Genomic DNA, 13619 nt, shown 5'->3' with positions numbered 1-13619 from the left:
TCATTCTCGATGTACTTTGTTGAAATCAAAGGCAGGTTTGCAAATGGCAATATATTCACAGGGTTCGTCAAACGGATTGGAATATTGCACTCTGGTATTCTTTTCTATCTTGATGGATTGACCCGCTTCCAGTACTACCACTTCATCTTCAATGATAAATTGTTTTTTTCCCGAAATGATATAGGTGTATTCGTCAAACTCAGGTGTTTGAAAAGGTTCGCTCCATTTGGGTGGTGCTATCATGTGGGCTATGGAAATTTCATCATTATCGGTAGTTGCTTTTCCGTGGTGCTCTTCTATTAGTTTTCCATCGGTTGTGGGAACTATGAAGGGTGATTTTTGGATGAGGTATTTTTTCATGTCATTACTTTTTGAAGATAAAATAAACGGCTAAAACCAAGAAAATAAAACCAACTAAATGATTCCATTTTAACGTTTCATTTTTGAAAAACAACAGTGTGAAAATAACAAAGATGGATAAAGTTATTACTTCTTGAATGACTTTTAATTGCACTAAAGAAAACGGACCGCCGTTTCCTTGATAACCAATTCTATTAGCTGGAACTTGAAAGAAATATTCAAATAATGCCAATCCCCAACTTATTAAAACTATTGTTATTAAGCCAGCATTTTCAAACCATTTGAGTTCTTTAAATTTCAAATGGCCATACCATGCTAAGGTCATAAAAACATTGGATAGTATTAGTAAGCCAATGGTTAAAAAACTTTTCATTATTTTCTTAAGAGTTTGCTTAATACACCAAACATACCACGTATAAACGTAGCACTTGTCACCACTTTTACCACGGATTTTCCGATGACTTCGGTGGTGCTTGGTTCGCTGGTTTTTCTTTTTTCTTCTTCTTGGGTTTCTTGCGCTGCTTCGGCTTGTTGATTGGCCACTTCTATTTTTTTGGTTAGCATTTCATAAGCGCTGTCGCGATCAATTTCTTCGTTGTATTTTCTAACTAATTTTGATTTGGCATTGATTTCGGCAATTTCAGTTTCATTTAATACATCCATTCGACTCATTGGCGCTCGCATCATGGTCGCAGCCAATGGTGTTGGAATTCCTTTTTCGTTCAAAGCAGTTACAAAAGCTTCTCCAATTCCGAGTGATGTCAATACTTCATCGGTTTTGTAATAATCGGATAGCGGATAATTCTCAGCGGTTTGTTTGATGGCTTGTCTGTCTTTGGCAGTGAAGGCACGTAGCGCATGTTGGATTTTTAATCCTAATTGAGCCAAAACACTCGCAGGAACATCCATTGGGTTTTGTGTAACAAAATAAACACCAATCCCTTTGGAACGAATTAATTTGATGATGGTTTCAATTTGGTTCAACAAAGCATCGCTAGCTTCATTAAAAATCAAATGGGCTTCGTCTATAAAAATTACCAATTCGGGTTGATCTGCATCTCCTTTCTCAGGCATTTGTTGGTATATTTCTGCTAATAAACTCAACATAAACGTAGAGAATAGTTTTGGTTTGTCTTGAATATCGGTTAAGCGAATAATGTTTACATATCCTTTTCCGTTTTCGTCAATGCGCATTAAATCATCAATTTCAAATGATTTTTCGCCAAAGAAAATATCGCCGCCTTGTTGTTCTAATTCTATAATTTTACGAAGAATAATTCCTGTAGTTGAGGTAGATATTTTACCATAGTTTTCTTCGATTTCGTCTTTGCCTTCTTCGGTGATGTAGTTAATCACTTTTTTGATATCCTTCAAGTCCAAAAGCGGCATTTGTTTGTCATCACAATATTTAAAAATCACGGCAACTACTCCGGCTTGAGTGTCATTCAAATCTAGAATTCTGGAAAAGAGTACTGGACCAAATTCAGAAACCGTGGCACGCAATCTAACACCATCTTGTTGCGATAACGACATCAATTCAACAGGGAAACTTTGCGTTTTGTAGGGAATATTTATTTTGGCATGACGTTCAGTTATGAATGGTTTTTCTTCACCTTCTTTTGCAATCCCAGAAAAATCACCTTTGATATCCATCATGAGCACTGGAATTCCAAATGAGGACAATTGTTCAGACAGTACTTGAATAGTTTTGGTTTTTCCAGTTCCTGTTGCGCCAGCAATTAATCCGTGACGGTTTAACGTTTTTAAAGGCACTTTTACAAAAGTATCTGCAACGGCTTCGCCATTTAGCATTGCACCTCCAAGGATAATGCTTTCTCCTTTTGAAGTATAACCTTCATTTATATGTTTTGTGAAATCTGATGAAGTTGGCATGGTTTGTATTTTTTGAAATTAGAATTGTGACTATAAATGTATTGCAAAATAATGCATTTTTTGAAAACAAGAAATGATAATCTTATTTAATCTAATCAAAATAGGTTTTAGTCCTTACAATTCAAAATAGTTGCTTAAAAAAATACATTTTCAAACCTTTTTACGTTATGCTATAGATGACCTATTAAAACCTTAAAAATCAGTCTTATTTTAATGTTATATTTAGCGAATATTTCTGATGACTGAATCGCTCTTTTGGGTGCATTTAAATCGATATCGTATTAATAGTAAAAAAAGTTTTTTTATTTCAAGTAAAAAATTAAATTTGTCCCAAACAAGTTTATAAACAACTAAAAATTATAATTTATTTAAAACATTTAAAATTTAAAAAAAATGGCAAACGTTAAGCAAGAAAGTGGATCAAAAGGAGGAACTATGTTCTCTGGAATTGTAATTGTAGCATGTATCTTAGTTGGTATTCTGGTATGGAATTTCATCATGGGTGCTGGCTCAAATTTTGAAGGTGGAGTTAATACAGGTCATCCGCTACCAGGAAATTATTTGGCAATGGTTTATAAAGGTGGACCAATTGTTCCTGTTTTAATGGGGTTATTGTTGATGGTGGTTGTTTTTTCTATTGAGCGTTTTGCTGTTATCACAAAAGCGGCTGGAAAAGGAAAATTGGATGTGTTCATGAAAAATGTTCAAGGGAACATCAAACAAGGAAATATTGAAGATGCAATCAGTGCTTGTGACAAACAACAAGGTTCTGTTGCTAATTCTATTAAATCTGCTTTGGTAAAATACCAAGAAGTTAAAAAAGAAGGTTTCACAAGTGAAGAAGCGGCTGAAACTATCCATAAAGAAATTGAAGAAGCTACAGCTCTTGAAATGCCAATGTTAGAGCAACACATGACTATTTTGTCAACTCTTGTTGCGCTTGGAACACTTGCAGGATTATTAGGAACTGTAACAGGGATGATTAAAGCATTTGGTGCGTTAGCAACAGCTGGAACTCCAGACCAAGCGGCATTAGCAAATGGTATTTCTGAAGCACTTATCAATACTGCAACAGGTATTTCTACTTCTGCTTTGGCAATTGTTACTTATAACTATTTTACTTCTAAAATCGATACGTTAACTTACTCTATTGATGAAGCAGGTTCAACTATCGTGAACACTTACAGAAAATTCAGAGGAAGTTTAAAATCATAATACAGTTTTAGAATTATCTAAAATTGTTTAAAAACAAAAATAATGAGTAAAGTAAAAATGTCAAAAAAGTCAACTTCCATCGACATGACGGCGATGTGTGATGTGGCTTTCCTTTTACTTACATTTTTTATCTTAACAGCAACGGCCAAAGTGCCTGCGCCGTTACCTGTGGACACACCTTCATCAACGGTTCAAACTAAATTGCCAGACACTGATTTGGCGACTTTGACAGTTGGTAAAAGTGAAGGCAAAGAACAAGTGTTCTTTGGTGTAAAAGGAAGAGATGTACGTATTAAAACATTGGAGTTAATGGCTGAGAAATATAATGTAACTTTCACTGATGATGAAAAAACACAGTTTTCTCTTGTAGAAGAGTTTGGTGTGCCAATACAGTCTATGAAAGAATTATTAGCCATGAAAGGTTCTGATAGATCAAAAGCGGGTGTTCAACCTGGAATTCCTTGTGACTCTATCAATAACCAATTGAAAGATTGGATATATACTGCGCGCCAAGCAAATATAGATGTAGCTGATAAAGAGTTGCAATTTGCTATCAAAGGAGATGCAAAAGAAGAGTATCCACAGATTAAAAAAATCATGGATATGTTGCAAGACCAAAAAATCAATAGCTTTAATTTAGTTACTGGTTTAAGAGGAAAAGATTATTAATATTTAATAATAATACAAAATGGCTGAATTAAATACCGGCGATGGCGGTGGCAAAAAAGGAAGTAAAAAGGTAAGGAGTAAAAAATCTAACGCAAAGGTTGACTTAACAGCCATGGTGGATTTGGCTTTCTTATTAATTACCTTCTTTATGCTTACAACCTCTTTATCAAAACCACAATCTATGGATTTGGGTTTGCCAGATAAAGATAAACCAGATGATGTTAAAACTGATATAAAAGTTGATCAAAGAAGAACGATGACTGTTATCTTAGGAAAAGATAATAAAATCAAATGGTTTCATGGATTGCTTGAAGCACCAGAACAAAATGGTGGTGTGACTGATGCGGTTTATGGTAAAAATGGTATCCGTAAAGAGATATTGAAACGCGTAGTTTCAATTCCTCAAGTTACTGGTAATAAAGATAAAGGTATGATTGTAATTATCAAACCTTCCAAAAAATCGACTTATAGAAACTTAGTGGACATTTTAGATGAAATGGCTATTTGCAATGTGCCAACCTATGCTATTGTAAATGACATTACACCTGAAGAACAGAAACTAATAGACGAAATGAACAAGTAATGCTCTTGTGCTAATCTTTAAAATTTTAAAAAATGAAATTAGACTTATTAACGAGACAGTGGATTGACATCGTTTTTGAAGGGCGTAACAAGGCATATGGTGCATATGAATTGCGAAAAGATAGTCCTAAAACTACGTTGCGTTCTCTTCTTATTGGAGCATTAATTTTTTGTTTTGCAGTAGCTTCTCCATTAATTATAGACTTAATTCCCGATTTATCCAAAGAGGAAGAGTCCATGGATAAGAAAATTGTAACAATCAAATTACCTCCTAAAGAAGAACAACCAAAAGATCTTCCACCACCACCACCACCACCACCAAAAGTGGATCAGGTAAAATTTGTTAAACCAGTAGTGGCAAAAACGGAAGATATTACCGAAGAAATAGTAAAGATAGAGGATATAAAAGATAAAAATCTTGGAAAAGAAACTATCAAAGGTGATCCAGATGCTGAACTTACTGTTGAACCAGTAGGAAACGGACCAAGTGAAGTGGTAGAAGAAGATAATACTATCTACAACACGGCAGGTATCGAAGTTAAACCAGATTTTCCTGGAGGATTAGAGAAATTTTACAAATTTATTGGTAAAAATTTCCAAGTTCCAGAAGAAGAAGGATTGAAAGGAAAAATATTTGTAACTTTTGTTGTTGAAAAAGACGGTTCATTAACGGATATCAAAGTAATTAGAGACATTGGTTACGGAACAGGAAAAGAAGCTATGAGAGTTTTAAAATCATGTCCTAGATGGAATCCTGGAGAACAAAACGGGAAAAAAGTGAGAGTATTGTACTCGCTTCCAATTTCTATACAATCAGCAGAATAAATGATTTCCAAATTCATTGAAAATTTTCAGAAGAAATCGCTTAAAGAGCGATTTCTTCTCGTTATAGGGATTTTGTTTTTTTTGATTTATTTAACACTTGGCTTGATTATTATATTTTGGAAGTCGCTGCCCTTAACTTTACCATACAATTATAGAATTGTTTTTGGTATTTTGTTAATTGTATATTCTTTTTTACGATTTTTGCGTTTCTTTACTAAAGAATAATTTTTGAAATGAATAAAGTAACCAAAACAATTACTGGTTTTTTACTACTGACTTTGCTTTTTGTTTTCTCTTGTCAACAGAAAACTGAAGACAATAAAGAAACTATTATCAAAGGAAAAGCTACAATTTATGTAGACGAATCTATTTTGCCAATAGTAGAAGATGAAGTAGCGGTATTTGAAACACAATATGATGCCAAGTTACATTTAGTTTCAAAATCAGAAAATGAAGTTTTGAATTCGATGTTGACAGACACAGCTAAAATTGCTGTTATAACAAGAACGCTTTCAGATGCTGAATTAGCTTCTTTCAAAAGCAAAAAAATATTTCCAAAGATTACACCATTCGCAACAGATGCTGTGGCTTTTATTAAAAATAAAACGGCAAATGACACTTTAATAGCTTTGCAAGATGTTATTGATTTTGTACATGGCAAACCAGTGCCATCAATAAAAGGTTTAGTGTTTGATAATGCTAATTCTAGTACGGCAAGGTATATTTCTGAAGTAGCAGGAATTGCTATTACTAATCAAAAAAACATTTTTTCATTTAAAACAAATGAAGAAGTAATTAAATATGTGGCAGAGAACAATGGCATGATCGGTGTCATAGGAATGAATTGGATTTTTCAACCGCCATTAGATTTGCAAGAAGTTGTAGATAAAGTCAATGTTTTAGGCGTAAAAGGAAAGGATTCTAATGAGTATGTTTTCCCTACACAAGATAATCTTGCATTAGGCAAGTATCCTTTGGCACGTCATTTGTATATCATCAATTGTCAAGGATATTCTGGATTGGGAATGGGGTTTGCTTCCTTCCTTGGAGGAGAAAGAGGACAACGCATTATTTTAAAGTCAGGATTAGTACCTGAGCGTGTTCCCACAAGAAAAATAATGATAAGAAATAATGTTAGTAAAGATAAAAAATAAAAATTGTAAGATGAACAAGTTTAAAATTTTCAGCTTAGCGTTAGTAGCAACAACATTTGCGAAAGCACAAGATTTAGAACCAGCGAAGAAGGCAATAGATGCAGAACAGTTTGAAAAAGCAAAATCAATGCTGAAATCAGTTATACAAGCAAAACCATCTAATGGGAAAGCCACTTTTCTTTTGGGTAACATATACTTGAGACAAAATATTGCCGACTCGGCTACTATTTATTTCAAAAAAGGACTGGCTTGTAGTGAAAGTGCAAAGTTCAATAACATTGGTTTGGGTCAAATGGATTTGGATGACAATAACAAGGCGGCAGCTCAAGCTAAATTTGATTTGGTTACCAAAGACATGAAAAAGAAGGACACCGAAGAATATGTTTATATCGCTCGTGCCTATATGAATGCTGATAAACCAGATTTCAAAAGTGCCATTGAGGTTTTAACCAAAGCGAAAACTGCAAATCCTACTGATGCACAAGTGCAATTGGCTTTGGGTGATGCGTATTATGGAGACAAAAATCAAAACGACTCTTATGTTGCCTACAGAAATGCATACCAAACTGATCCTACATTAATAAGAGCAAAAATGCAATTGGGCGTTTTATTGAAAGGCGCCAAAGCTTACACAGAAGCAGTAAAAGCGTTTGATGAAGTAATTGCAATCAATCCGAATTATGGTCCTGTTTATAGAGAATTGGCAGAAACCTATTATTTGTGGGGAAATAATGAACCAAAAACCTATAATGAAAAAATTCAAAAAGCATTAGGTTTTTATGAAAAGTACATGAGTTTAACTGATTACTCTCTAAATTCACGTATGCGTCACGCTGACTTTTTAATCTTAGCCAAAGATTACAAAGCATTAGAAGTTGAAGCTAATGAAATGAAAAAATTAGATGGTGTAAATCCTAGAATTCTACGTTACTTGGGTTATTCGGCTTTTGAAAATGGAAATCCTGAGTCTGCTTTGAATGCCCTAAAAGAATTTACATCAAAACTTACTAATAAAATCATTCCTCGTGATTATATGTATATGGCGCAATCCAAAATAAAAAAAGGAACAAGTGCCGATGGTAAATCAGTTGATGCCGCTTTGTTAGCTTCTGCTATCGAAGATCTTAAAAAAGCAGTGGAATTAGAACCGCTTGCCGCAAATGAACTGAATGAAATGGGGAAAAAGTTATACGATCAAAAAGCATTTGGAGCAGCTGCAGCCGTTTTTGAAGTAGCGGTAACTGTACCAACTTCTAAAAACTATACACTTGATAATTTCTATTTGGGAACTTCTTTGTATTATGATAATACTAGAAAAGATGTTGTTAAACCAGATCCAATTGCGCTACAAAAAGCAGATACTGCACTTGGAAATGTAATCACCGCATCGCCAACTACTCAAGATGCTTACTTGTTTAGAGCAAGAACGAATAATTTATTGGAAAAAGATGAGTTGATGGCAACCTATTATCAACAATATGTAGATGTTGTTACCGCAAAAGGAGATGCTGAAATCACAAAAAGTAAAAATAAGTTTATCGAGTCTTATAACAACATGGCTTCTTTTTATGCTAATTCAGATAAACCAAAAGCAATTTCGCTTTTAAACAAATCTTTAGCGCTTGATCCTGCAAATGCTTATGCACTTGAAGCAATAAAAATGTTGAAATAAAATTTTGGCTAAATTATAAGTAAACCGTTCCAATAATTTGGGACGGTTTTTTATTTGAAAAAAATACAAATTAATACAAATGTTTAATTAGTATCTTTGCCAACTATATTAGAAAAAATGTTATCAAAAGAAACACAATTAGCGGTTGATAAAGGAGAAATGCTTCCGTTAATGGAAGAGTTTTACACTATTCAAGGCGAAGGATTTCACACGGGAACAGCGGCTTATTTTATCAGAATTGGCGGTTGCGATGTAGGATGTCATTGGTGTGATGTAAAAGAAAGTTGGAATGCCGAATTGCATCCACCAACGGCTACTGATTTAATTGTTGAAAATGCCAAGAAATATGCTGACACAGTTGTTGTAACTGGTGGTGAACCTTTAACATGGGACATGACTGTATTAACACAAAAGTTAAAAGATAAAAATCTAAAAGTACACATTGAAACCTCTGGTGCTTATCCTGTGACTGGAACTTGGGATTGGTTTTGTCTTTCGCCAAAGAAAAATAAACTTCCTGTTGACGATGCGTATGCCATTGCTGATGAACTAAAAGTTATTATTTACAACAAACACGATTTTATTTTTGCTGAAGAACAAGCTGTAAAGGTGAATAATAATGCGATTCTTTTCTTGCAACCAGAATGGAGCAAAAAAGAAGAAATGACACCATTGATTGTGGACTATGTGATGAAAAATCCAAAGTGGAGAGTGTCATTACAAACCCATAAATATTTGAATATTCCTTAATTTTTTAAATCTATAAACTAAACTAAAATGAAAAAATTTTTAATTGCAATAGCATTTGCATTTGTTTCACAAGTAGGTTTTGCACAAGACAAACCAAGTAAAGAAGAAGTATTACAAGTAATAGAAAAAAGTGGTGGTTCAGGTCAATTGAATGCAGCCAAAAAACAATTACTTGGAATGATACCCGCTGAAAAGCAAGCAGCATTTGTAGTTGAATTTGATGCGTTAATAAAAAAAGCAAACGATGCTACAGCCGAAATTTATATGAACGAATATACTAAAGAAGATGTAAAAGCTATGTTAGCTTTTTACGATAGTCCAACAGGTAAAAAAATGGCTGAAAAATCAGAAGTAATTGCAGAAAAATCGCAAGCAGCTATGATGAGTTTGCAAGGAGATATGCAAGCTATGATGTCAAAATACATGCAATAATAGAGTTTCAAATAAATCCCAAACTCAGTTTGGGATTTATTTTTTAAAACAACTTTGCTAAATAATCAAAATGATTTCCTTCTAAAATTAATTCGCATTGCAAGCCATTGGCAAAAGCTGCATTTTGCAACGTGTTGTAATCAAGATATAACCAAGGAAATGGTTCTTCGGTTTCATTTTTATAGCAAATAGTAAAAGTCAATTCTCCATAATATCCATCGGCAGGAACTTGAAAACTACCATCATCATCTTTGTCAAACATATAAATGATATCGGAACTATCAATAAGGATTTGCCCGTTTGGATTTAAAAGCGACTTAAGTTTTTGCAAATATTTCGAAGTTTTAGCTAAGGTTTCAAAAATACCAGTGCCATTCATCAAAAGTAGAATAGTGTCAAATTTTTCATTTTCAACTTCTACTATATTTTGAACTTTAGTGTTTTGTAATCCTCTTATTTCACATGCTTTAATAGCATTTTCAGAAATGTCTATCGAAGTAACATCAAATCCTTTCTCCTGAAGATACAAACTATGACTTCCTGCACCACAACCAATGTCGAGAACTTTCCCTTTGGTGAGTTGTAATGCTTTCTTTTCAAGTTTAGGCATTTCATTGTAATTTCTGAAAAGATAGGCAACGCTCATTTCGTCAAGTTCGGAGATATTAGTTTCTGTAAATAAATCTTCGGGGGAATTATTAGTTTGAAAATCGAGTATGGCTTGGCCGAATAAATCTTTCATTTAATATAGTTTAAATTGTTTAAAGGTTTAATTTTGTTTACAAATAAGGATTTAACAACCTTAAACAATTTTAAACAATGTTAAACCAACTCGAACAATTACAAAAGCTTGCCAAAGATAAGCATATCGAAAACAAAAAGTATTTTGATAAGCTGAAAAAGAAAACACCCAAGAATTTGGATTATGTCATGCAGGATTTGCATGATGCCGAGTTCAAAAGAACCGATTGTTTGAACTGTGCCAATTGTTGTAAAACTACAGGTCCACTTTTTACTTTGGCAGACATAGAACGAATAGCAAAGCATTTAAAGCAAAAACCACAGCAATTCATCGACCAATATTTAAGAATTGATGAGGATAAAGATTATGTGTTACAAAGCGTTCAGTGTACATTTTTGGATAATGAAAATTATTGCATGATATATGAAGTTCGTCCTAAAGCGTGTCGCGAATTTCCACACACAGATAGAAAAAAGTTTCAGCAAATTTCGGATTTAACACTGAAAAATGTAGCTATTTGTCCGGCAGCGTATAATATTGTGGAAGAAATGAAGAAGAAAATACCTTTGTAAAGACAATTTTCTTATTACTTAGAATTAACCTTTAAAATAAAAAATATTAATCCTAAAAATGTTAATGCTAATCCTAGTAGAAAACAAATTGTATTTATTGGATGACCTAAATTTGTTGTGAATCCAAAACCTATTGCTAAAATACCTATAAAAATAATAAGAATTGATTGAGTTATTTTTTGTGATCTTTTCTCCATCTTGATTTTTCTATTGGTATATCAAATACTTTTTTCTCATTTCTTTAAAATCACTCAATCCTTGTTTCCAAGAATTTCTAATTTCAGTTTCAGTAACTCCTGTTTCAATTTGTTGTTGTAGTTTTTTTGTTCCAGCAAGTTTAGTAAAAAATGAATTGAAGAATTTGGTTTTATCTGATGTGGTATTGTACGCTTTTATCAACCATTTCAATTCTAGTTGTTTTACTTTCTCTATTTTGGATAAATCTTCTCCGTAACATAATTGTCCTTTGTGCAACGGTTCTTTAGCGCCAAAATTCGGAACAGGTGTAAAACTAAAATCACTTTTTGGTAGAAATGGAGAACCATAGATTTGAAATTGTTTTTCAGTGCCACGACCAACGCTAACATTAGTGCCTTCAAATAAACATAAACTGGCATATAAATTTATCGATTGGTCATTAGGTAAATTTGGTGATGGTTTTACAGGCAAACTATATGGCATTTCTCTTTTGTAATTCAAACAAGGGATTACAGTTAAGTTGCATTTAACTCCGTTTTTCAACCATTTTTCGCCATTAATCATTTGGGCATATTCGCCAATGGTCATTCCGTGTAATAAGGGAATTTGGTGCATTCCCACAAAACTGGTGAATTCCTTTTCTAGTAATGGTCCATCCACAATGCTACCGTTTGGATTTGGTCTGTCGAGAACTAATAGTGGAATATTGTTTTCGGCACAAGCTTCCATGATGTAATGAAGCGAAGAAATATAAGTGTAAAAACGTGCGCCAACATCTTGTAAGTCGAAAACCATGATGTCAATTCCTGCTAATTGTTCTGGCTTTGGTTTTTTGTTATCGCCATAAAGTGAGATTATAGGCAAACTCGTTTTAGTGTCTTTTCCATCAACAATATGTTCGCCTGCATCCGCCGTGCCTCGGAATCCATGTTCGGGAGCGAAGATTTTTTGGAGATTGATTTTTTGTTCTAAAAGAAAATCAACAAGATGTATTTTGTTGGAAATGATTCCCGTTTGATTGGTTACAATTCCCACTTTTTTATCTTTTATTAAAAGAAGATAAGCTGCATAATTATCAGCTCCGGTTTGAATTCCTGTGGTTGTATTTTCTGAAGTATCCTCTATTTCCTTTTCTCTATTCTCTATATTCTTTACTGAACTACCACAAGATAGTATTAGTAAAAATGATAATAAAACTGTATTTTTGAACACCAAATTTGAATTCATACTATTGAAATTAGAATATTTTATAGCAAAACGACTCATTACTGCTAAAGACCATAAAAGTAGTATTTCTGCGCCAATAATAAAAATTGCCATCACTGCCATAGCTATTGGAATGATTATGATGATTATTTCTATTGCTACTGGAATTGGTTTGCAACAAAAAATACGCCAAAAAGTATCATCATTTAATGGACATATTATAATTTCCGGATACAACGATAATAATTCTGATGTCAGTACTGATCCAATTTCTATTCACCAAGACTTTTATCCCAATTTTAATAGTGTTGAAGGAATAAAGCACATACAGGCGGTTGCTTCTAAAGCGGGTATCATAAGAACAGAAACAGCTTTTGAGGGAATCATTTTTAAAGGTGTTGGTAAAGATTATCAAACGGATAATTTAAAAGAGTATTTAGTAGAAGGGAGATTGCCTAATTTTAAGTCATACCTCAATGAAGAAGTTTTAATTTCTCAATACCTTGCTGATAGGTTAGGATTGAAGCTTGGAAATAAATTTGTCACTTATTTTATAAAAGAAAATAATGAAGGGTTTAATCTGCGAAATTTCGAGATTGTCGGCATATATAATTCTGGATTTCAAGAATTTGATGCAACTTATGTTATTGGTGATATTCGTCATGTTCAGAGAATAAATAAATGGAAGCCTGATGAAATAGGTTCTTTTGAAGTTTTTGTTGATGATTTCAATCAAATTGAAGAGAAAGGACAGCAAGTTTACCAAGAGACTTCTTCTACACTTGACTCTCAAACCATAGTTGAAAAATTCTATTATATTTTTGAATGGCTTAAACTTTTTGATTTTAATATAGTGATTATTTTAATCGTTATGATTGCGGTATCCACCATTAATATGGTTGTAGCACTCTTGGTTTTGATTCTTGAAAGAACCCAAATGATTGGAATTTTAAAATCCCTCGGTGCTAACAATTGGTCAATTAGAAAGATATTTCTATACAATGCTTTTTATTTAATTGTTAGAGGGTTGTTTTGGGGAAATTTGATAGGGATAGGATTGTTGTTAATTCAAAAATATTTTGGTGTAATTAAATTAAATCCCGAAAGTTATTATGTGAATGAAGCACCCGTTGATATTAATCTTTTCTATATTCTACTTCTAAATATAGGAACTGTATCAATTTGTTTATTAGTTTTACTAATCCCATCTTTTATTATTACCAAAATTACTCCATCAAAATCCATCCGTTTCGACTAGTCTTCAAAGAATATTTTGTTCCTTATTCAGTACAATAAAGATTTTATTGTTTAGAATTCACCTTCAAGAAACGCATTTTCAGCGTATTAAG

The 13619-nt window shown here is 33.1% G+C and carries 15 protein-coding genes; 10 read left to right on the top strand and 5 right to left on the bottom strand.

Annotated features, from left to right (window positions below; all coding sequences use genetic code 11):
- Genes ACSVH2_RS00075 through ACSVH2_RS00065 form a run of 3 tightly spaced genes read right to left on the bottom strand, consistent with a single transcriptional unit; the run spans position 1 to position 2253 of the window.
- On the bottom strand, positions 1-360 hold the full coding sequence (locus ACSVH2_RS00075; protein ID WP_438091117.1) for a cupin domain-containing protein: 360 nt from the start codon (positions 358-360) through the stop codon (positions 1-3).
- A 4-nt stretch (positions 361-364) separates the two neighbouring features.
- Complete coding sequence (locus ACSVH2_RS00070; protein ID WP_438091116.1) at positions 365-733, bottom strand: DMT family protein; 369 nt, start codon at positions 731-733, stop codon at positions 365-367.
- Positions 733-2253, bottom strand: coding sequence for a helicase HerA-like domain-containing protein (locus ACSVH2_RS00065; protein ID WP_438091115.1), 1521 nt, complete (start codon positions 2251-2253; stop codon positions 733-735). Before ACSVH2_RS00065 ends, ACSVH2_RS00070 begins: the two co-directional genes overlap by 1 nt.
- A gap of 393 nt (positions 2254-2646) precedes the next feature.
- Here ACSVH2_RS00065 and ACSVH2_RS00060 point away from each other — a divergent pair, with 393 nt between their 5' ends.
- The 8 genes from ACSVH2_RS00060 (at position 2647) to ACSVH2_RS00025 (ending at position 9552) form a co-directional block, all read left to right on the top strand.
- Entirely contained in the window at positions 2647-3468 is an 822-nt protein-coding gene (locus ACSVH2_RS00060; RefSeq protein ID WP_438091114.1) for a MotA/TolQ/ExbB proton channel family protein, read from the top strand.
- Positions 3469-3510: 42 nt separating this feature from the next.
- Positions 3511-4137, top strand: coding sequence for an ExbD/TolR family protein (locus ACSVH2_RS00055; RefSeq protein WP_438091113.1), 627 nt, complete (start codon positions 3511-3513; stop codon positions 4135-4137).
- A 19-nt stretch (positions 4138-4156) separates the two neighbouring features.
- Positions 4157-4720, top strand: a complete 564-nt coding sequence (locus ACSVH2_RS00050; protein WP_438091112.1) for an ExbD/TolR family protein — start codon at positions 4157-4159, stop codon at positions 4718-4720.
- Between the two features lie 32 nt (positions 4721-4752).
- A complete protein-coding gene (locus ACSVH2_RS00045; RefSeq protein ID WP_438091111.1) occupies positions 4753-5544 on the top strand; it encodes an energy transducer TonB in 792 nt (263 codons plus the stop codon).
- Positions 5545-5777: 233 nt separating this feature from the next.
- Positions 5778-6698, top strand: coding sequence for a PstS family phosphate ABC transporter substrate-binding protein (locus ACSVH2_RS00040; RefSeq protein WP_438091110.1), 921 nt, complete (start codon positions 5778-5780; stop codon positions 6696-6698).
- Positions 6699-6708: 10 nt separating this feature from the next.
- Entirely contained in the window at positions 6709-8370 is a 1662-nt protein-coding gene (locus ACSVH2_RS00035) for a tetratricopeptide repeat protein (RefSeq protein WP_438091109.1), read from the top strand.
- 117 nt (positions 8371-8487) lie between these two features.
- Positions 8488-9120, top strand: coding sequence for a 7-carboxy-7-deazaguanine synthase QueE (locus tag ACSVH2_RS00030; RefSeq protein WP_438091108.1), 633 nt, complete (start codon positions 8488-8490; stop codon positions 9118-9120).
- A 27-nt stretch (positions 9121-9147) separates the two neighbouring features.
- Positions 9148-9552, top strand: a complete 405-nt coding sequence (locus ACSVH2_RS00025) for a DUF2059 domain-containing protein (RefSeq protein ID WP_438091107.1) — start codon at positions 9148-9150, stop codon at positions 9550-9552.
- Positions 9553-9595: 43 nt separating this feature from the next.
- Here the strand turns inward: ACSVH2_RS00025 and ACSVH2_RS00020 are convergent, their stop codons facing one another.
- Positions 9596-10294, bottom strand: a complete 699-nt coding sequence (locus ACSVH2_RS00020) for a class I SAM-dependent methyltransferase (RefSeq protein ID WP_438091106.1) — start codon at positions 10292-10294, stop codon at positions 9596-9598.
- Positions 10295-10371: 77 nt separating this feature from the next.
- Here ACSVH2_RS00020 and ACSVH2_RS00015 point away from each other — a divergent pair, with 77 nt between their 5' ends.
- Positions 10372-10866 (top strand): YkgJ family cysteine cluster protein, encoded by a 495-nt coding sequence (locus ACSVH2_RS00015; RefSeq protein ID WP_438091105.1) that lies wholly within the window; start codon positions 10372-10374, stop codon positions 10864-10866.
- 207 nt (positions 10867-11073) lie between these two features.
- Here ACSVH2_RS00015 and ACSVH2_RS00010 read toward each other — a convergent pair whose 3' ends face one another.
- Positions 11074-12291: an exo-beta-N-acetylmuramidase NamZ family protein gene (locus ACSVH2_RS00010; RefSeq protein WP_438091104.1), complete on the bottom strand. Its 1218-nt coding sequence runs from the start codon at positions 12289-12291 to the stop codon at positions 11074-11076.
- 4 nt (positions 12292-12295) lie between these two features.
- Here ACSVH2_RS00010 and ACSVH2_RS00005 point away from each other — a divergent pair, with 4 nt between their 5' ends.
- Positions 12296-13528 (top strand): ABC transporter permease, encoded by a 1233-nt coding sequence (locus tag ACSVH2_RS00005; RefSeq protein ID WP_438092244.1) that lies wholly within the window; start codon positions 12296-12298, stop codon positions 13526-13528.
- The last annotated feature ends 91 nt before the right edge of the window (positions 13529-13619 follow it).

Source organism: Flavobacterium sp. RSB2_4_14 (assembly GCF_051547085.1).
Classification (GTDB): Bacteria; Bacteroidota; Bacteroidia; order Flavobacteriales; family Flavobacteriaceae; genus Flavobacterium.
Note: the sequence above shows the minus strand (reverse complement) of the source record. Positions and strands in the feature narration are given on the sequence as shown.